At 47.7% G+C, this 18,680-nt stretch carries 18 protein-coding genes; 12 read left to right on the top strand and 6 right to left on the bottom strand.

All coding sequences use genetic code 11. The annotated features are described in order from the left end of the window. Nucleotides 1-16: 16 nt before the first annotated feature. Nucleotides 17-925 carry a hypothetical protein gene (locus GJV52_RS01685; RefSeq protein ID WP_229436947.1) on the bottom strand — a complete coding sequence of 303 codons (909 nt, stop codon included), beginning with the start codon at nucleotides 923-925 and terminating at the stop codon, nucleotides 17-19. Between GJV52_RS01685 and GJV52_RS13060 the strand changes: the two genes are divergently transcribed. The 8 genes from GJV52_RS13060 to GJV52_RS01650 all read left to right on the top strand — a co-directional run bounded on the left by GJV52_RS13060 (nucleotide 924) and on the right by GJV52_RS01650 (nucleotide 10,638). Beyond that, nucleotides 924-1,169, top strand: a complete 246-nt coding sequence (locus tag GJV52_RS13060) for a hypothetical protein (RefSeq protein ID WP_195690095.1) — start codon at nucleotides 924-926, stop codon at nucleotides 1,167-1,169. The genes GJV52_RS01685 and GJV52_RS13060 overlap by 2 nt on opposite strands. A 184-nt stretch (nucleotides 1,170-1,353) precedes the next feature. After that, entirely contained in the window at nucleotides 1,354-2,706 is a 1,353-nt protein-coding gene (locus tag GJV52_RS01680) for a DUF2868 domain-containing protein (RefSeq protein WP_095502658.1), read from the top strand. Between the two features lie 20 nt (nucleotides 2,707-2,726). Next, nucleotides 2,727-4,067 (top strand): DUF3482 domain-containing protein, encoded by a 1,341-nt coding sequence (locus tag GJV52_RS01675; protein WP_095502682.1) that lies wholly within the window; start codon nucleotides 2,727-2,729, stop codon nucleotides 4,065-4,067. 820 nt (nucleotides 4,068-4,887) lie between these two features. Further along, complete coding sequence (locus tag GJV52_RS01670) at nucleotides 4,888-6,690, top strand: DUF294 nucleotidyltransferase-like domain-containing protein (RefSeq protein ID WP_100564147.1); 1,803 nt, start codon at nucleotides 4,888-4,890, stop codon at nucleotides 6,688-6,690. A 3-nt stretch (nucleotides 6,691-6,693) separates the two neighbouring features. Next, the gene (locus tag GJV52_RS01665) at nucleotides 6,694-7,302 is read left to right on the top strand and encodes a 3'-5' exonuclease (protein ID WP_100564145.1); all 609 of its coding nucleotides are present in this window, start codon (nucleotides 6,694-6,696) and stop codon (nucleotides 7,300-7,302) included. Nucleotides 7,303-7,867: 565 nt separating this feature from the next. Further along, nucleotides 7,868-8,131 carry a DUF4212 domain-containing protein gene (locus tag GJV52_RS01660; RefSeq protein WP_095502661.1) on the top strand — a complete coding sequence of 88 codons (264 nt, stop codon included), beginning with the start codon at nucleotides 7,868-7,870 and terminating at the stop codon, nucleotides 8,129-8,131. Between the two features lie 3 nt (nucleotides 8,132-8,134). After that, on the top strand, nucleotides 8,135-9,901 hold the full coding sequence (locus GJV52_RS01655; protein ID WP_100564143.1) for a sodium:solute symporter family protein: 1,767 nt from the start codon (nucleotides 8,135-8,137) through the stop codon (nucleotides 9,899-9,901). Nucleotides 9,902-10,152: 251 nt separating this feature from the next. Then, nucleotides 10,153-10,638, top strand: coding sequence for a hypothetical protein (locus GJV52_RS01650; protein WP_095502663.1), 486 nt, complete (start codon nucleotides 10,153-10,155; stop codon nucleotides 10,636-10,638). Between the two features lie 72 nt (nucleotides 10,639-10,710). Here GJV52_RS01650 and GJV52_RS01645 read toward each other — a convergent pair whose 3' ends face one another. Next, nucleotides 10,711-11,670: an IS30 family transposase gene (locus tag GJV52_RS01645; protein WP_154143176.1), complete on the bottom strand. Its 960-nt coding sequence runs from the start codon at nucleotides 11,668-11,670 to the stop codon at nucleotides 10,711-10,713. A 104-nt stretch (nucleotides 11,671-11,774) separates the two neighbouring features. Then, nucleotides 11,775-12,239 (bottom strand): Lrp/AsnC ligand binding domain-containing protein, encoded by a 465-nt coding sequence (locus GJV52_RS01640; RefSeq protein ID WP_095502664.1) that lies wholly within the window; start codon nucleotides 12,237-12,239, stop codon nucleotides 11,775-11,777. 131 nt (nucleotides 12,240-12,370) lie between these two features. Here GJV52_RS01640 and GJV52_RS01635 point away from each other — a divergent pair, with 131 nt between their 5' ends. The 4 genes from GJV52_RS01635 (at nucleotide 12,371) to GJV52_RS01620 (ending at nucleotide 16,735) form a co-directional block, all read left to right on the top strand. Continuing rightward, a complete protein-coding gene (locus tag GJV52_RS01635; RefSeq protein WP_100563231.1) occupies nucleotides 12,371-13,624 on the top strand; it encodes a D-amino acid dehydrogenase in 1,254 nt (417 codons plus the stop codon). Between the two features lie 195 nt (nucleotides 13,625-13,819). Continuing rightward, nucleotides 13,820-14,878: an alanine racemase gene (gene alr / locus GJV52_RS01630; protein ID WP_100563233.1), complete on the top strand. Its 1,059-nt coding sequence runs from the start codon at nucleotides 13,820-13,822 to the stop codon at nucleotides 14,876-14,878. Nucleotides 14,879-15,091: 213 nt separating this feature from the next. Next, nucleotides 15,092-15,364 (top strand): ACT domain-containing protein, encoded by a 273-nt coding sequence (locus GJV52_RS01625; RefSeq protein WP_095502667.1) that lies wholly within the window; start codon nucleotides 15,092-15,094, stop codon nucleotides 15,362-15,364. A gap of 15 nt (nucleotides 15,365-15,379) precedes the next feature. Continuing rightward, nucleotides 15,380-16,735, top strand: a complete 1,356-nt coding sequence (locus GJV52_RS01620; RefSeq protein WP_100563236.1) for a PFL family protein — start codon at nucleotides 15,380-15,382, stop codon at nucleotides 16,733-16,735. Nucleotides 16,736-16,810: 75 nt separating this feature from the next. On the opposite strand, the gene GJV52_RS13055 is transcribed toward GJV52_RS01620, so the two are convergent. The 3 genes from GJV52_RS13055 to GJV52_RS01610 form a co-directional block, all read right to left on the bottom strand. Beyond that, complete coding sequence (locus GJV52_RS13055; protein WP_095502669.1) at nucleotides 16,811-16,978, bottom strand: hypothetical protein; 168 nt, start codon at nucleotides 16,976-16,978, stop codon at nucleotides 16,811-16,813. Between the two features lie 73 nt (nucleotides 16,979-17,051). Next, nucleotides 17,052-17,477 carry a recombination regulator RecX gene (gene recX / locus GJV52_RS01615; RefSeq protein WP_229439496.1) on the bottom strand — a complete coding sequence of 142 codons (426 nt, stop codon included), beginning with the start codon at nucleotides 17,475-17,477 and terminating at the stop codon, nucleotides 17,052-17,054. A gap of 113 nt (nucleotides 17,478-17,590) precedes the next feature. Next, nucleotides 17,591-18,310: a phosphoglycolate phosphatase gene (locus GJV52_RS01610; protein ID WP_100563241.1), complete on the bottom strand. Its 720-nt coding sequence runs from the start codon at nucleotides 18,308-18,310 to the stop codon at nucleotides 17,591-17,593. Nucleotides 18,311-18,680: the final 370 nt, after the last annotated feature.

Genomic DNA, 18,680 nt, shown 5'->3' with positions numbered 1-18,680 from the left:
TTCTTATATCAGCAAATCAGAATAATGCTTCAAAGCGAACCAGCGCGCCAACGGTATGGTCGCGATCATCTTTACGATTATTGAAATAGTTAACTTCGGTTTGTACGAACAACCATTTACGCCAAATCGGTTGGCGATAACCGGCAAAAGGCCCATAGCTATTGAGATTAAACTTTTTATCTTCAATATAACCATGCGTATGCAAACCGTAATTAACATAGCGGTTTTCACCTAAGTCGTGTTGGCGGTAAAGGTTATTGCCCCAAGTCCAGTCTTCACGGTCGTCTTCATGTTCGTATTGCAGGTGAAGCTGGTTGGAAATGAAGGTTTTACCGTCTTCTTGGTACCGTGTATCCCAGTTGGTACGCACATGGTGTTCGCTCTTAGAGCCGTAGCGGTAAATCTGTTCCAAACCGGTAACCAATTTATCATTGATTTGCCAGTCTTTTTCTGCTTTCACACGGGCATATAAATCGCTGCCAGAGCGGATACCGATATCGAAATCAGTGTCGATGTCGTTGCTGCCAAGCAATTCGTTCCAGCGCAGGGCGATGGATGAGTTTTGATCACGGTTGCTGCGGTAATCGTATTTCTTACCGTCGCGGTAGGTACGGTTTTGATAGTTGCTGGCTTCGTTGCGGAACTCATCATCTAAGGAATCGTCACCGAACACAACATTCAGTTTTTGCTCTAAGACCGGTAATTTGACGCGACCGCGGATACGTGGCGTTACTGAAAATTCGTCGTATTTGTTCCATTCGGTATCGACCATCACACGCAAATTGGCGCTGGCAGGATTATTGGGATCGGTCTCGCCAAACCAGCCATCCATACCGTGTGACCATTTTTTTAAAGTACCTTGCACGTTGCCGTGTTGGGTATCGACCCAAGTATCGCCGCTGGCCGGTACGGTGTCGTCTGCCATGGCCAATGAAGACACACAAGCCGCTAGAATAAATAAAACACTTTGGTTTCTCTTTTGCATGATGAATTCCCTCAAAATAGGACCACTTATTAATATCCACATTTTTGAGCATACATTATTTTGTGGGGCATCACAAATTTTGCAGAAATTAAGAAAAGTGGGTAACAACATTATAAAAATTGTCATTTTAAATGAATATTTAGCTGAAAATCAGGCATTCTTCTTTTATCATTTTGAAAAATAAAACAAAAAAACATTAATATTGAATTAAAGATCTTATCTAGGGGTAAGTGGCGGGTTTGGGTGCGGTAATTAATCAATAAAGTCATTACTCTTGAAGCAGATGTAATGCCTTATTTCACAAAGGGTTCAGACCGTCTGAAAAGCTATGTTAAAATCGCATTATTTTTCAGACGGCCTCTATTGTTATGCTTAATCCGAAACACAAACTTGCCGAATTGGTGCGCATTTTGGAAGAGCGGGATTATATTTTTCCTGCTGATCCGGCTCAGATTACGGAATCGCTGCGCCATGTCGACGGCCAACCGGAGGGGAAAATATTGCGCCGTGCGGAAATGATTGACCGCAACCATCAGCTACAAGACGCGTTGGAATATACCAAAAGCGCGGCATTCTGGCTGTGGATTGTCGGCGTGTCGTTGATGTTTGCCAGTGGCTTTTCCGGCACTTATATCCTGATGGACAACCAAGGTTTGAATTTTTTCCTGATTTTGGCGAGCGTGTTGGGTATGAATACCATCATGTTGCTGGTTTGGCTGGTGTCGGTAGCGTTTCGCTTTAAATTCGGCAATGTCATCAGCCATCCGATGACGTGGATGCGCGGCAAAGACCCGGTTAATCAGGCCATGTTGCGTTTATATACCGAAGAATGGAAGCAGCCTTCCACGCGTTGGCTGATTGGCCGCACGTCACACAGCTTATGGCTGGCGACTTTGTTGGGCATGTTGATATCTGTATTGATGTTGCTGTTGGTGCGTCAATATACGTTCAACTGGGAAAGTACGCTGCTCACCAATACCGCTTCAGTTAAAGCCATTGAATGGCTGGGTTGGCTGCCGTCGAAAGTCGGTTTTCCCGTGCCCGATGCCGATGCGGTGTTGCAAGGCCGTCTGAACAGCAATATTGATGATGCGCGCGCATGGTCGGGTTTGTTGGTCGGCAGCATTGTGTGCTACGGTATTCTGCCGCGTTTCATCGCATGGTTGGCGTGCCGAATCATGCTCAAAATCAGCCGCATGCCGTTGCCGTTGGATAAACCGTATTATCAAAAGATCATCCAACAATGGCAGACCAAAATCATCGATGCCGATACGCAAAGCGAAACCGTTGCTGCCGTGTCGCCAAAAATCAACATCAGCGAGGCGCCGAAATGGGCGGTGATGTTGGAAACGCAATGGCCGGATGATTCGTGGTTTACCCACACGCTCGGCCAAGATTGGCTCGACAAAGGCGTGGCCGACAGCCGCGATGCAGTGCATGCGCTGGCGAATGAATTGCAGCAGCAATCAGCGCAATTGCTGATTGGCGTGCGGGCGCATACCGTGCCTGACCGCGGCGTGTTGCGCCAGATTACCCAACTGGCCGAAGCGGCGAAGGGCGGGGCGGTAGTGCAACTCTTGGCCGAACAACATCTTTCAGGCGGCCTGCAAGAAAACCTGCAACATTGGCATCAGGCTTTAAATGAACGCAATTTGGCATGGTTAAATCCGCCCAAGCTGAATCAGGAATTGCGTTTGCAGCAAAATCAACAGGCCGTCTGAAACACGAAAAAGACAAAACCATGAAAACAAAACCTTTATCTCTGGCTGTGGTCGGTCACACCAACACCGGCAAAACTTCGCTGCTGCGCACCTTATTGCGTGACAGCACTTTCGGTGAAGTGAAAAACGCGCCGTCCACCACGCGCCATGTCGAGCAGGCTGCCATTTCAGACGGCACCGATACGCTGGTGTATTTATACGACACGCCCGGCTTGGAAGATGCGGGCGGTGTGTTGGATTGGTTGGAAGCCAATACTTCATCGCGTTCAGACGGCATCGAGCGTTTGCAGCAGTTTCTCGATAGCCCTGCCGCTGCGGGTGATTTCAATCAGGAAGCCAAAGTATTGCGCCAATTGCTGCAAAGCGATATGGCCTTGTATGTGGTGGACGCGCGCGAGCCGGTGTTGAACAAATATAAAGACGAGCTGACTGTGTTGTCGTGGTGCGCCAAGCCGGTGATGCCGGTGTTTAACTTTATCGGCGGGCAGGACTTAACTGAATGGACCACCATGCTGGCGCGCCGCACTTTGCATGTGTACAGCGGTTTTGATACGGTTGCTTTTGATTTTGAAGGCGAAATCCGCCTGTGGGACAATTTGGCCACCATGTTGCCTGAGCGCGACATTCTCGACCGCTTAATCGGCATGCGCCGCCGTGAATGGCAAAAATTGGACGAAGATGCCCGCCGTGAGATTGCCGATTTTCTGCTTGATGTTGCGGCTTATAAACAGGAAATCGACGAAGACGATAATCCCGAGCCGACCTTGCAAACCATGCAGGCCGAAGTGCGCCAATTGGAGCGCAAAATGCAGCAGCAATTGTTTCAGCTTTACCGCTTCTACCAAAACGACATCGAAAGTGGCGATTGGGCATTAAAAGCTTTCCGGCAAGACCCGTTTGACAGCGATTTGCTGGTGCAATACGGCATCCGCACCGGTACCGGTGCGGCTACCGGTGCGCTAATCGGCTTTGGTATTGATATCGCCACGCTGGGCGGTTCCCTCGGTTTGGGCACGGCTATCGGCGGTATTTTGGGTGGCGTGTTGCCGAATGTGCAGGATATTTCCGATAAGATTTCCGGTAAACAAACTTTGCATATCGATCCGGAAACCTTAACCCTGCTGGCTGCACGTGCATTGGATTTACTCAATGCCCTGCAAAAACGCGGTCATGCGGCGCAATCACAAGTGGCGTTGCAAAGCGGCCAAACACCTTGGCAGCCGCATAAATTGCCGTCTGAATTAAATAAAGCGCGTTCGCAATGGAAATGGTCATCGTTGAACACGCATTTACCTGACCTCAGCCACCGCGAGCGGGCAGAGGCTGCGCACAATTTGCAACAAAAATTAAAGCGTGAATAGGCCGTCTGAATCCTTAGGCGCGGATAAAAACATTTTTGTTCGTTTATTTTTCTTTTTTGATTCGATTAGAAAATAAAATGAGCGTAAATAGCCGATAATGTCGGTTTTTTGATATAAACCGCAATTTTTTTAGTAATAGGTGTTGACGGGCGAAAAAGAAAAGCGCAAAATATGTCTCGTTGAGTTGCTTGATGCAGCTTGATTTTTCTCCTCTATTTCTCCTTTGTAGACTTGGCGCATATCCGAAAAGATATGCGCGTTTTTTTTCGTTTTTGATCGTCATCAAATTGTCACGACTAGCGTGGATGATGGTGATAGATAGGTATTGTTGAAATCAAACTACATTTAAAGTGTGTAAGCGCAATAATTAAGAAACTTTACAAGAAAATTGCTTGCATACGCTCGCTGAGTTTGGCATAATGGATTCCGTTAGCTGGTTCGAGTAGTCAGTTAATAGTTTCTCCTCTATTTCTCCTTTGTAGACTTGGCACACATTTGATTGAATGTGTGCATTTTTTTGTCTGTCGTTTGCGTGTATTGATATTTTTTGTCACGTTTCGCGCTGAAATTCATTTTTTTGTAATAAAATTGCGCTCAATAAGCGATTTATACCTGAATATGTGATTTTGTTTTGCTCAAGGATTTGAGGCCGTCTGAAAATCTAATGGATTCTTTGAGAATCTGTAGATTGTTCAGATGGCCTTTTTTGCGGTGTCGTTTTTTGAATTCTTGTTGTAATATGTTGAAAAATCTGTTGATTTAATCAATGATAAAACAGTCGTTCAATTTTGAGACAACGGCAAAAACAGGAGAAATAAGCATGGAGCGCTTTGATTTTAATTACCCGCCTTATCATGTGTTGAGCGGCAGTGAACGCTTGACGCTGCAAAATGTGGTGGACATTGCGTTTTACCGCGATGAAGAATTGATTATTGAGCCCAATACGCCGATTGAGTTTTTGTATGTGGTGATGAAGGGCGTGGTGAAGGAAGTTGGTTGCGACGGCGAAGTGGTGGCGGTTTATCGGGCGCATGATACTTTTGAAGCACGCGCTTTGGTGGAGGGCACGAGCCAAAACAGTTTTGTTGTGGCTGAAGAAGCCTTGGTGTACAAGCTGCCGAAAGCTTGCGTGTTGCATTTGATGGAGAGCAACAGCCGTTTTGGTTCGTATTTTTATGCTTCGGTTGCGGAAAAACTGGCCAACCGTTCCGAATCGCCTGATGAAGATGAATTTGAAAGCCTGTTTACCGCCAAAGTGCGCGATGCTTACCGCGATAATGCGGTGTGGCTGGATGGCAATGCAACGGTTTTGGAAGCGGCGCATCTGATGAAGGAGCGTAAAACCAAAACGCTTTTATTGCATCATGATGGGCAGACCGGTTTGTTCACCGAATCGGCTTTTCGCGATATTGTGATTGAAGGCGCATCTTTTGACGAGCCGGTATATAAGTGGTCGCCGCCGCAATTGATTACTGCTGATATTAATGATTTTGTGTTCAATGCCTTGCTGCGCATGATGGAATCGCGCATTCAGCGTGTGATTGTGACCGAAAATGGCAAAGCCATCGGCGCTTTAGAGCAGCTGGATATTCTGGCTTATTTTTCCAACCACACGCATGTGGTGGTGCAACGCATTGAAAAAGCGGAAACCATCGACGATTTGGCCGAATTGGCCACACACATGAATGAATCGATTCAAGCCTTGCATAAGAATGGCGTGCGGGCGAAGCAGTTGTCGCAATTGATGCAGGTATCGAACAGCGCGTTGTTTGAAAAAACATGGCGGCTGCTGGCTTCGGAGCATTTGTATGAACATTCTTGCCTGTTGGTGATGGGCTCGGAAGGGCGTGGCGAGCAGATTTTAAAAACCGACCAAGACAATGCGCTGATTTTAGGTGAGGGCGTGGATTTGGCAGAAGCACAGGCGACGGCGGAAAAATTCTCCGCTGCGTTAGAGCGTTTCGGCTATCCGCCGTGCAAAGGCGGGATTATGGTGTGCAACCCGATGTGGCGCAAACCGATTGGCGAATTTAAAAAAATGATTGGCGGTTGGCTGAGTTCAGCCACACCGACCAATATGATGAATTTGGCGATTTTCATCGATGCCAAAGCGGTGGCCGGTGATGTGTCGCTATTAGATGAGTTGAATCATTACCTTTACCGCCGTATGGATAAAGATGTTGCTATTTTGATGAATTTTGCCCGTGCAGTGGATTTGTTTGAAGACCATAGCCGCCGCTTTATGCCGCGCCTTCTGCAACGCAACAATAAGAAAATGGATGTGAAAAAAATCGGTATTTTCCCGATTGTGCACGGCGTGCGTGCGCTGGCTTTGGAAGCGCATTTGGAGGCAAATAATTCGTTTGAGCGCATCAATATCTTGGTGGCGCACAATATTTTGGAGCCGCAAGCCGGGCGTGATCTTGCCGAAGCTTTGGGCTATCTGATGGATTTGCGTTTGAAAGGCGGTTTGATGGCTTTGAACGATCCTATGCAGAAGCTGAATAATCAGGTCGATACCGATAAGCTTTCCACGCTTGAACGCGATTTGCTGAAAGATTCGCTCAATGTGGTGAAACGCTTTAAGCAAACGGTGCGTCATCATTTCCATTTGGGAGGGTAGGCTATGTTTGACAAACTGAAACGCAGCTATTACCGACGCCATCTGAAAGATCCGAAATACATGTTTCTTTATGATGAACACCCCGATGAAATGGTGAGCATCGATTGCGAAACCACCAGCCTGAACGTGAAAGAGGCAGAAATCATTTCCATCGGCGCGGTCAAAATCCGCGGCAATACCATTTTGACCAGCGAGCCGTTTTATGTGCTGGTGAAGCCGGAAGGCATGATGGAAGCGACCAATGTGACGGTGCACGGTTTGCGTCCGAAAGACCTTTCAGACGGCATTTCGGTTGAAGAGGCTTTGTATCAGCTACTGGATTTTATCGGCGGCAGGCCGCTGGTGGGCTATTATCTGGAATACGATGTGGCGATGATTGATAAGTTTCTGAAGCCTTTAATCGGCATTCCGTTGCCAAACCGGCAGATTGAAGTGTCGGCTGTGTATTTTAAACAAGAAGTGAAGAAAAACTTTTATTACAACGATTACGTTGATTTACGAATGGCCAGCATGATTAAAACTTTACGTATTCCGGATTTACCCCGCCACAATGCGCTTAACGATGCCATTAATGTGGCGATGATGTGGCAGGCGATTCTGGCCAGAAAATAAAATAGGGGTGTGACAATCTTTTTTGATTAGAAAAACAGATGTCTATCATCAGTTAAACTGATAACAAAAGGCCGTCTGAAAGCATTTCAGGCGGCCTTTTTGCGGTTTTTTTGAGCAGTGTTTTGAGGTGTTTTTATAGAAAAATCCGCAAAAATTTGAATTTTGCAAATGAAAATGCAAGAATTTTATGTAAAAAAATGTTAATTATAAGGCGGTTTTAATTTATATAACATCTAAACATTAATATTTTCACTGCATGAAATTGACTTGAGTTAAATCGGATTAAAAAAATTTAACTACTTGTTGCATAAAAAATTTTATTCAAAAACTTATCAATTTTGTTGATAAATTATTAATTCGGATTCATACGACGCATTTTCATTTATCGCTGCCCAAGCCTACTGCTAAGGGTGATATTGAAAGCATAATGAATTGTGCTATTCTGACTTCAAGACAGCTTTGCCTGTTGCAGTAACAACAATCAAGAAACAAAAAAATTCCGGCGTAGGGCGTAGCGGTTTGCTCTGATGACCGGGGTATTCTCTACAATAATAAGGAGATTATCATGTCCGACAACAAACAAAACATGACGGCCTATTGGAAAGCCAATGTACGTCTGATTTTGGGCTGCATGATTGTGTGGGCACTCTGTTCGCATGTAATTGCTATCTTTTTGCGCCCGGCTTTAATGGGCATTGAGATTTTTAATATCGATATCGGTTTTTGGTTCGGCCAACAAGGTTCGATGTTGACCTTTATTGCCATCATTTTCTTCTATTCATGGAGAATGAACAAAATCGATGAAGCATTCGGCGTACACGAGGAGTAAATCATGAGTCAATTTTGGATTAACGTCTTATTCGTGAGTGCGTCGTTTGCACTCTATTTCGGTATCGCCATTTGGGCACGTGCCGGTTCGACTAAAGAATTCTATGTAGCAGGCGGCGGCGTACATCCTGTGTTGAATGGTATGGCTACAGGTGCCGACTGGATGAGTGCCGCATCGTTTATTTCCATGGCTGGTATGTTAGCGATGGGTGGTTATGCAGCTTCGGCTTATTTGATGGGCTGGACCGGCGGCTATGTATTGCTGGCGCTGCTGTTGGCACCATACTTGCGCAAATTCGGTAAGTTTACCGTACCGGATTTTATCGGTGACCGTTTCTACAGCCGCAATGCCCGTTTGATTGCTGTGGCCTGTTTGATTTTGGCTTCAACCACTTATGTAATTGGCCAAATGACCGGTGCCGGTGTCGCGTTCTCCCGCTTCTTGGAAGTGAGCAATACTACTGGTTTGATTATCGCGGCGATTGTGGTGCTGTTTTATGCGGTATTGGGTGGCATGAAAGGCATTACTTATACCCAAGTCGCGCAATATGTGGTGCTGATTATTGCCTACACCATTCCGGCTGTGTTCATCTCGCTGGAAATGACCGGTAATCCGATTCCGCCATTGGGCTTGTTTGGCAACGATACCGCCACCGGTGTGCCTCTGCTGCAAAAATTGGATGGTTTGGTGACCGATTTGGGCTTTGCGTCGTACACCGCAGATGTGTCTGACAAGATGAATATGTTCTTGCTGACAATGTCGCTGATGATCGGTACTGCAGGTTTGCCGCACGTGATTATCCGTTTCTTCACCGTGCCTAAAGTATCGGATGCCCGTTCTTCAGCCGGTTGGGCGCTGGTGTTCATTGCCTTGCTCTATACCACTGCACCTGCTGTCGGCTCGATGGCACGCATCAACCTGATTGAAACCGTGTATCCGCAAGGTACGCAGTCTGCTCCATTGGCATACGAAGCACGTCCGGACTGGATGAAAACTTGGGAAAACACCGGTTTGCTGAAGTTTGAAGACAAAAACGGCGACGGCCGCATCCAATACTACAACGACAAAGCCAAAGATTTCCCAGTAGCGCAAAAGCGTGGTTGGGAAGGCAATGAGTTGACCGTCAACAACGACATCATGGTATTGGCGAATCCTGAAATTGCGAATCTGCCTAGCTGGGTAATCGGTCTGATTGCTGCCGGTGGTTTGGCTGCTGCACTCTCAACCGCTGCTGGTTTGCTGCTCGCTATCTCTTCTGCCATCTCGCATGACTTGATTAAGAAAACGCTCAAACCTGATATTAGCGACAAAGGCGAATTGATGGCCGCGCGTGTATCGATGACGATTGCGATTGTGATTGCCACATGGTTGGGTATTAACCCGCCGGGTTTTGCGGCACAAGTAGTGGCACTGGCCTTCGGTATTGCAGCCGCTTCGATTTTCCCGACTTTGATGATGGGCATTTTCTCGAAACGAGTGAATGACAAAGGCGCGATTGCCGGTATGTTGGTAGGTCTGATTTCGACTTGTGTGTACATTTTCCTGTACATGGGCTGGTTCTTCATTCCGGGTACCAACACCTTTGAAAATACCCCTGAAAACTGGATTTTCGGTATTTCCCCACTGGGCTTTGGTCCGATTGGCGCGGTGTTGAACTTTGCGGTTGCCTTCATTGTGTCGGCAATGGGTAAAGAGCCACCACAAGATGTACAAGACTTGGTAGAAAGCGTGCGTTACCCACGCGGCGCAGGCGAAGCCATCGACCACTAATCATGTAGTAAGTAGAACGCGGGTTGAAACAAACCCGCGTTTTTTATAGTCGTTTAAAATAAAAATAATACAGCGTTGCCAGCTCCCTTATGTACTGGGTGTACACGGCGGTCGCTGTCGCCTTGTCTTATTTTTATTTTAAACGACTACATATCAAGCTGATTCATTGCTTAAAACCCAAAATACTTTTCAGACGGCCTATAAACACCTATCATGCCGTCTGAAAACAACAACACATCAAAGGAACGCTTATGCTGTGGGAACTCATTGCCACCATTACTGCCGGTTTCGGCGCCGCCGGTATCGCGCTGATTTTGCGCACGATGTTTAAAAAATTACCGAAATGGCTGATTCCTGCCGCCGCCGGTTTGGGCATGATTGGGTTTCAGGTGTTCAGCGAATATACTTGGTTTGAGCATACCCGTTCGCGATTGCCGTCTGAAACCAAAGTGGTTGCCGAAATTCCTGAAACCGCTTTTTACAAGCCGTGGTCGTATGTTAAGCCGCAGGTGTTGAAATTTGTTGCCGTCGATACCGCCAACGTGGAAACCGTCGATCAAGCGCGCAACATCCGCCGCGCCAATTTGTATTTCTTTGAGCGTCGCATGAGCGCGCAAACCTTGCCGGTGTGGATAGATTGCGAGAACCAATTGCAATCGGATATTGCCGACCCTGCCAAACAGGTATGGGGCAAAACGGGTTATACCGAGAATATTGTGGCTGCAGTTTGTCGTTGATGAATCATATAAAAGGCCGTCTGAAATGGATTTTTTTCAGACGGCCTTACATTCGCATTTCAAGTGCAACGCTCAAATGCCATTGGCAAGGGCTGCTGAAAACAGATCACCCGGTGTCTCATAGTCCAATGTCTTTCTCGGTCGGCGGTTAAGGGCCTCCTCAACCGCTTTAATCTTTTTAGCACCCAGTTTCCTAAAATCCGTCCCCTTTGGGAAGTATTGTCTGATCAGCCCGTTGGTATTCTCCACCAAGCCTTTTTCCCAAGAATGGTATGGACGGCAGAAGTAAGTTTCCGCACCCAGGGCTTTGGCAAAGGTTTTATGTCGGTAAAACTCTTTACCGTTATCCAAAGTAATCGTTTGAATGATATCTTTAAACGGCTTCAATGCCCGAATCACTACCCGGGCTACATCTTCTGCTTTGAAATTGCTGATTTTGCGGATAACGACAAATTTGGTTTTTCTTTCAACAGCAACCACCAGTCCGCTTTTTTGATCTTTACCGACAATGGTGTCCATCTCGAAATCGCCGACCCGCTCTTTTTGATCGACAATGGCAGGTCTGTGTTCAATGTCGGTTCTGTCCGGTACGCTGCCTTTTGTCCATGCACCGCTGCCGTATTTTCTGCGGTAGGGTTTGGAAACGATACGCAGATGGGTGTACAGGTCGCCGCCGTTTTGACGGTCTTTGGCGAGATAGCGGTAAAGGGTGCTGTGGTGCAGTTTGATGTGTTGATGTTTCAGCAGGTAGCCGCAGACTTGTTCGGGGCTGTATTTTTGGGTAATCAGTTTGTTAACAGTCTGTTTGACGGCAGTAGTCAGTTTGGTTGGCTTTTTGTTTTTCTTTTTAACTTCGCTTTGCTGTTGTGCTTTTCGGTAACAGTAGGTTCCGTTGACGGAATGCCGTCTGATTTCCCGACTGACGGTGGCGGGATGACAACCGATGTTCTGTGCGATTTGGTTTAGGGGTAGGTTGCGGTAATGTCTGGAAATGTAGTATCTTTGGTGTGAGGTCAGTTGTGTGTAGGTCATATTGCAATCTTTCTTGTCAGGAAAGGCAGTATACTACCGCATACTGGCCTTTTCTGTTATTGGAAATTGCACTTGTTAGGCGAATGTAAGGGCCTTTCATTTATTTAATCCAAATTCAACATCGGCATTTCTTTCACTTCTTCCATCACCACATAGCTGCGGCTCTCGGCAGCGGCGGGCAGTTGCAGCAGGATATTGCCCAGCATATCGCGATAAGCCGACATATCCGGCAGGCGCACTTTAATCAGATAATCGTATTCGCCCGATACCAAATGGCATTCCAAAATCTGCGGAATATGCGCCACTTCTCGGCGGAAGTCTTCAAAAATATTGCCCGATTTCGAGCGCAATTTGATTTCCACAAATACCAACAAACTCTGCCCCAGCGCATGTGGATTCAGATGGGCATGATAGCCGGTAATAAAATGATCGCGTTCCAAACGACGCACGCGCTCTGTTACCGGCGTGGTGGATAAGCCGACTTTTTCGGCCAATTCGGTCATCGGAATGCGCGCGTTCTGCTGCAATAATTTTAAGATTTTCAAATCGGTTTTATCCAATTTCTTCATGGTTGAAATCACTTTTTAAAAATTAATTTTCAGGATAATAATTTATAAAATTGAAAAAATAAAGTGAAATATCCTGATAAAAATCGACTACACTACACTACATTCATTTAGTATAAAAATAATGGAGAAATATGAACGTAGTGGTTTTGGGTGCTGGCGTGACCGGCATCGCAACGGCTTGGTATTTATTGGAAAAAGGCCATCAGGTAACGGTAATCGACCGGGCAGAAGCAGCGGCGATGGAAACCAGTTTTGCCAATGCCGGCCAGCTTTCCTACGGCTACACCACGCCTTGGGCAGCGCCCGGCATTCCTGCCAAAGCGGCAAAATGGCTGTTTCGGCCACATTCGCCTTTGATTTTGAAACCCGACGGCAGCCGCTTTCAATGGCAATGGCTGATGAGCATGCTGCAAAACTGCACCACCGAGCGTTACCAAACCAATAAAGAACGCATGGTGCGCATTTCCGAATACAGCCGCGAGATGTTCCGCCGTTTTGAAGCCGAAACCGGTTTGGATTTTGAAGGCCGCCACAAAGGCACATTACAGATTTTCCGCACGCAAAAAGAAGTCGCCGCTGCGGCAAAAGACATTGAAGTATTGGCAGAATATGGTGTGCCGTATCAGCGTTTGCAGCCGGAAGAATGCCTGCAATTCGAACCTGCTTTGCGCCACGCCTTAGACAAAATCGCCGGTGCTTTGCATCTACCCAACGACAGCACGGGCGATTGCCATCTCTTTACCCAGCGTTTGCAAGCCTTATGCGAAGCTAAGGGTGCGGTGTTCAAATTTGAACACAACATCGAGCGCATCGAGTATCAAGGCCGCAACATTACCGCCGTCATTGCCAACGGCCAACACTTTGAAGCCGACCGTTTCGTGTGCTGCTTGGGCAGCTTCAGCCGCACGGTGATGGCGCAATTGGGCTTGGATTTGCCGATTTATCCGGTAAAAGGCTACTCACTCACCGTGCCGATTACCAACGGTGATGAAGCGCCGGTATCGACGATTTTGGACGAAACCTACAAAGTCGCCATCACCCGCTTCAATGACCGCATCCGCGTTGGCGGCATGGCCGAATTATCGGGCTATGAAATCAAGTTGCCGCAAGAGCGTCGCGAAACCTTGGCTTTGGTAGTGCAGGATTTGTATCCGCAAGGTGGCGATGTGGCCAAAGCCACATTCTGGAGCGGTTTGCGCCCGATGACGCCCGACAGCACACCCATCATCGGCGCAACCCGATACGAAAATTTATTCTTAAACACAGGCCACGGCACTTTGGGCTGGACGATGTCGCTCGGCTCCGGCCGCATCACTGCCGATTTGGTGAGCGATATTGTGCCTGAAATCCGCACCGACGATTTAGGCATGGCACGCTACGCCTGAATTGAGGCCGTCTGAAACGATAGGCTGTCTGAAATATTCAATTAATGTTCAGACGGCCTTCAGTGCTTTTCCCATATTTGAAAAACAATATAATCAGCCTATAATAAATAATGTTTAGGCCGTCTGAAAAGGCCGCAGGCTGGGGAATACAGATTTATTTCTACCGGCCGAACCGACTAAAACAAAGGATAAAATATGCGCCCCTTACAAGCCGAAATCCGTTTGGATCATCTGCGCCACAATTACCAAACCTTAAAAAATATCCACGGCAACAAGCTCTTAGCGGTGATTAAAGCCAATGCCTACGGCCACGGCGCGGTGCGTTGCGCCCACGCTTTATCCGATTTGGCCGACGGTTTCGCTGTAGCGACCTTGGAAGAAGCTATCGAATTGCGTGAAAGCGGCATCGACAACCCGATTGTGTTGCTGGAAGGCGTGTTTGACGTGGCCGAATATGCTCGCATCGACGAATACAAACTCTGGCCGGCGGTGGGCAACCAATGGCAATCGGAAGGCTTGGTGCATCACGAGTGGCAAAATCCGGTAACCGTGTGGCTGAAAATGGATTCAGGCATGCACCGCACCGGCTTTTTCCCGCACAATTACGCCACCGCCTACACCGCATTGAAACAATGCACACATGTTGCCGATATTGTGAAATTTAGCCATTTTGCCTGCGCCGACGAGCCGGAAAACGGCATGACCGAAATGCAGATTGAAGCCTTTGACTTGGGCTGCGAAGGCTTGGCGGGTGAAGAAAGCTTGGCCAATTCGCCGGCGATTTTGAATGTACCTGAAGCGCGCCGCGATTGGGGCAGGGCGGGGCTGGCTTTGTATGGTGTGTCGCCGTTTGGCGGGGTTGATGAGCGTTTGAAACCGGTGATGCGCCTGACTTCGCGCGTATTTGGCGAACGCGTATTACAGCCGCATTCGCCGATTGGCTATGGTGCCACGTTTTACACGTCCAAATCCACCCGTGTTGGTCTGATTGCCTGCGGTTATGCCGACGGTTATCCGCGCCGAGCATCAACCGGTTCGCCAATTGCTGTCGAAGGTCAACGCAGCCGCATCATCGGGCGTGTGTCGATGGATATGATTACCGTCGAACTGGATGCGGCCAAAGAAGGCTTGGGTTGCGAAGTCGAATTGTGGGGCGATGTGGTCAACATCAACGAAGTAGCCGAAGCCGCCGGCACGATTCCGTATGAATTGCTGTGCAACATCAAGCGCGCGAAATTTACTTATTCCGAGTGAAGGATTGAGCAAGGCCGTCTGAAACATCAGGCGGCTTTTTGTTGGTCGGAAGAAATATGGTGCTTCAACCATATCATTATTAACAACTGAATCTCAGGCCGTCTGAAGAATGCTATAATGCGCACATTCGCAAAGATTCAGACGGCCTGATGTCTACCCGCTTAAGCCACTGAATTAACGTTGACATTTTCTACCATCATCAAAGGAATCCCCATGAGCAATTCTGTTGTGACCGTCATCGGCAAAGACCGCGTCGGTATCGTTTACGATGTTTCTAAAATTCTGGCTGAAAACCAACTCAATATTCTCAACATCAGCCAGCAGCTGATGGACGATTTCTTTACCATGATTATTCTGGTCGATACCGCCAAATGCCCGAAATCGCGCCAAGAAATGTTGGATTTGTTTGCCGAAGAAAGCAAAAAGCTCGCGCTCGACATCCGCATGCAAAACGAGGAAATCTTCCAAGCCATGCACCGCATTTAATCAGGAGGCGTTAACGTGAGCATTCAGTCTAACGAGATTTTAGAAACCGTTAAAATGGTCGCCGACCAGAATTTTGACGTGCGCACCATTACCATTGGTATCGATTTGCACGATTGCATCAGCAGCGATATCAATGAATTAAACCAAAATATCTACAACAAAATCACCACCATTGGCAAAGACTTAGTGGCTACCGCCAAGCATTTGTCGGCCAAATACGGCGTGCCGATTGTGAACCAGCGTATTTCGGTGACCCCAATCGCCCAAATCGCCGCCGCCACCAAAGCCGATTCGTATGTCAGCGTGGCGCAAACCTTGGATAAAGCCGCCAAAGCCATCGGCGTGTCGTTTATCGGCGGTTTCTCTGCCTTGGTGCAAAAAGGCATGTCGCCTTCTGATGAAGTGTTGATTCGTTCGATTCCGGAAGCGATGAAGACGACCGACATCGTATGTGCCTCGATTAATATCGGTTCTACTCGCGCCGGCATCAATATGGATGCGGTGAAATTGGCGGGCGAAACCATCAAACACACTGCCGAGATTACGCCGGAAGGTTTCGGCTGCGCCAAAATCGTGGTGTTCTGTAATGCGGTAGAAGACAATCCGTTTATGGCGGGCGCGTTCCACGGCTCGGGCGAAGCGGATGCGATTATCAACGTCGGCGTGTCCGGTCCGGGCGTGGTGAAAGCCGCTTTGGAAAATTCCAACGCGACGACTTTGACCGAAGTGGCTGAAGTAGTGAAAAAAACCGCCTTTAAAATCACCCGTGTGGGCGAATTGATTGGCCACGAAGCGTCTAAAATGCTGAATATTCCGTTCGGTATTTTGGATTTGTCTTTGGCGCCGACTCCGGCTGTCGGCGATTCCGTTGCCCGCATTCTCGAAGAAATGGGCTTGAGCGTGTGTGGCACGCACGGCACCACCGCCGCTTTGGCTTTATTAAATGACGCTGTGAAAAAAGGCGGCATGATGGCATCGAGTGCCGTCGGCGGTTTGAGCGGCGCATTTATTCCGGTTTCCGAAGACGAAGGCATGATTGCCGCCGCCGAGGCGGGCGTGTTGACCTTGGATAAACTCGAAGCCATGACCGCTGTGTGCTCGGTTGGTCTGGACATGATTGCCGTACCGGGCGACACCCCTGCGCACACCATTTGCGGCATCATCGCTGACGAAGCCGCCATCGGCATGATCAACAGCAAAACCACCGCTGTGCGCATCATTCTGGTCACCGGTAAAGGCGTGGGCGAGAGTGTTGAGTTTGGCGGATTATTGGGCTATGCACCGATTATGCCGGTGAAAGACGGCTCGTGCGAAGTATTTGTCAACCGTGGCGGACGCATTCCTGCGCCGGTGCAATCGATGAAAAACTAATCGTTATAGAAATGCATGAATAAAAGGCCGTCTGAAACTCAATGTTTCAGACGGCCTTTTTAATGTAGCAGCGGTTTAACTCAACCAAAATTTAAACACGAAATACAACACGGCAATCACCACAATCGCCCACACGATGCTCATGAAAATCACCACGGCGCGGCCGGCTTTGTACACGGGGTTGTTGCGTTCGTCTTCAATGGAAGGTTTGTGTGCGCTTGAGGAAGGGGTTTTATCGGTCATTATGCAAACTCATGCTTGAAATATCATAGGCTGAAGCGTACGCTGTTTGGTAAAAAGATTCAAGCGAAATGAATCAATAAAATTCATCATCTTCTGCCCAATCGCTTTTCAAGGCTGCTTGAATCGTGCCCATGTCGAAACCGCGGTAAGCGAGAAAGCGTACCTGCTTTTGTTTCTCTTTTAAATCACGGCTGGGCTGCTTGAATTTTTTACGTAAAACCTGAATCGCGGTTTGCAGTTCGCTTTCTTTATCCGGCATAAATTCGCGGCTGATATCGGCATCAATGCCTTGCTGTGCCAAAGCCTGCTGCAAGCGCAATTTGCCGTGTTGGCGACTTTTGCTGTGAATGTAGGCTTCGGCGTAGCGTTCGTCGGATTGCCAATTGCGTTCGGCAGATTCGTCCAACACTTTTTCCAACTCTTCTTCGCTTTCGGCATGCGGCGCGAGCTTGCGCTTGAGGCCGACACGGCTGATTTCTTGGCGCGATAAAATATCCATTGCCCGGGCGTGCAAGGATTTTTGCGGTTTGCTCGGGCGTTTGGGTTGGTCATCATCCGTGTCGCCGAAGTGGATAAAGTCGTCGCTTTCGGATTCGTACATTTCAGACGGCCTTATGCTTCATCGTCGTCTTTGGTTTTTTGCGGTTGCAGGTTTTCATAGATTTCCGGCAGCGAACCAATCAGCCAATCGGGTTTGGTGGCTTTGTCTTGTGACAACAAAGTCATGTCGCCGTAGCCGAAGGTAACGCCCACGCTGAAGCAGCCGGCGGCTTTGGCAGCGAGAATGTCGTTATGTGAGTCGCCGACCATCATCATGTTGGCAATATCGATGCCCAATACTTCGGCACAATGTTGCAAAGGCAGCGGGCTGGGTTTCTTTTCCGGCAGGCTGTCGCCGCCGAGAATCAGGCTGAAATCATCGGTGATGCCCAATTGTTTCAATAATTCAACCGCCAAAATTTCGGTTTTGTTGGTGATGACGGCCAAGGGAATGCCCAAGGTTTTTAAGAGGCCTAAACCGGCTTCGGTTTCGGGATAAAGACGCGTGAAATCGCTTAAATGGTCGCGGTAATATTGCATGTAAAACACGAAACCTTTTTCCCAAATTTCAGGTTCGGCATCGGTTTCACGTTCGCGCGTGATGACACGGTGCACCAAACGGCCGATGCCGTCGCCGATGTAGCTTTCAATTTCCGCGTCAGGCAGCACGTCCATGCCCAAATAAGTGCGCATGGCGTTGCCGGCGGCAATCAAATCGGGCGCAGAGTGGCATAGTGTGCCATCTAAATCAAAGGCTACAGCTTGAACGTGTTCGATGGTGGGTGTGGTCATCAGCTTCTCCAAGGTTTATGTTCGGTAAAGTGATTTTACCTGAAATAGGCCGTCTGAAAAGGGGCAGGGGCATTTTTAAGGGGATTTATCGCTGGGCTGGCAGGCTTTTATTTCGGTATAAATTAAAAAAATTTTTACGGTAAGACGGTGTTTTGAATATTCAGACGGCCTGTGTTTTGGTAAGGAATGTTTAAAATTCAATTAAATACAATCCTAAAAAATATTTATTGAAAATTTATTTTGGTTTTATTACTTCAATAATGTTAACAAAGTAGATTTACTACATTGATTTTAAAATATTTTATTTAAACAACGTGCCAAAATTTGGTATAGTGGTATGCATGACACTCGTCTTAACGAACCCTTGTGA

Source organism: Neisseria brasiliensis (assembly GCF_009671065.1).
Lineage (GTDB): Bacteria > Pseudomonadota > Gammaproteobacteria > Burkholderiales > Neisseriaceae > Neisseria > Neisseria brasiliensis.
Note: the sequence above shows the minus strand (reverse complement) of the source record. Positions and strands in the feature narration are given on the sequence as shown.

Coding starts and splice junctions, on each gene's coding strand:
- GJV52_RS13060 (WP_195690095.1), top strand. CDS start 924: ATGGCCAATGAAGACACACAAGCCGCTAGAATAAATAAAACACTTTGG.
- GJV52_RS01685 (WP_229436947.1), bottom strand. CDS start 925: ATGGCAGACGACACCGTACCGGCCAGCGGCGATACTTGGGTCGATACC.
- GJV52_RS01680 (WP_095502658.1), top strand. CDS start 1,354: ATGCTTAATCCGAAACACAAACTTGCCGAATTGGTGCGCATTTTGGAA.
- GJV52_RS01675 (WP_095502682.1), top strand. CDS start 2,727: ATGAAAACAAAACCTTTATCTCTGGCTGTGGTCGGTCACACCAACACC.
- GJV52_RS01670 (WP_100564147.1), top strand. CDS start 4,888: ATGGAGCGCTTTGATTTTAATTACCCGCCTTATCATGTGTTGAGCGGC.
- GJV52_RS01665 (WP_100564145.1), top strand. CDS start 6,694: ATGTTTGACAAACTGAAACGCAGCTATTACCGACGCCATCTGAAAGAT.
- GJV52_RS01660 (WP_095502661.1), top strand. CDS start 7,868: ATGTCCGACAACAAACAAAACATGACGGCCTATTGGAAAGCCAATGTA.
- GJV52_RS01655 (WP_100564143.1), top strand. CDS start 8,135: ATGAGTCAATTTTGGATTAACGTCTTATTCGTGAGTGCGTCGTTTGCA.
- GJV52_RS01650 (WP_095502663.1), top strand. CDS start 10,153: ATGCTGTGGGAACTCATTGCCACCATTACTGCCGGTTTCGGCGCCGCC.
- GJV52_RS01645 (WP_154143176.1), bottom strand. CDS start 11,670: ATGACCTACACACAACTGACCTCACACCAAAGATACTACATTTCCAGA.
- GJV52_RS01640 (WP_095502664.1), bottom strand. CDS start 12,239: ATGAAGAAATTGGATAAAACCGATTTGAAAATCTTAAAATTATTGCAG.
- GJV52_RS01635 (WP_100563231.1), top strand. CDS start 12,371: ATGAACGTAGTGGTTTTGGGTGCTGGCGTGACCGGCATCGCAACGGCT.
- alr (WP_100563233.1), top strand. CDS start 13,820: ATGCGCCCCTTACAAGCCGAAATCCGTTTGGATCATCTGCGCCACAAT.
- GJV52_RS01625 (WP_095502667.1), top strand. CDS start 15,092: ATGAGCAATTCTGTTGTGACCGTCATCGGCAAAGACCGCGTCGGTATC.
- GJV52_RS13055 (WP_095502669.1), bottom strand. CDS start 16,978: ATGACCGATAAAACCCCTTCCTCAAGCGCACACAAACCTTCCATTGAA.
- recX (WP_229439496.1), bottom strand. CDS start 17,477: ATGGATATTTTATCGCGCCAAGAAATCAGCCGTGTCGGCCTCAAGCGC.
- GJV52_RS01610 (WP_100563241.1), bottom strand. CDS start 18,310: ATGACCACACCCACCATCGAACACGTTCAAGCTGTAGCCTTTGATTTA.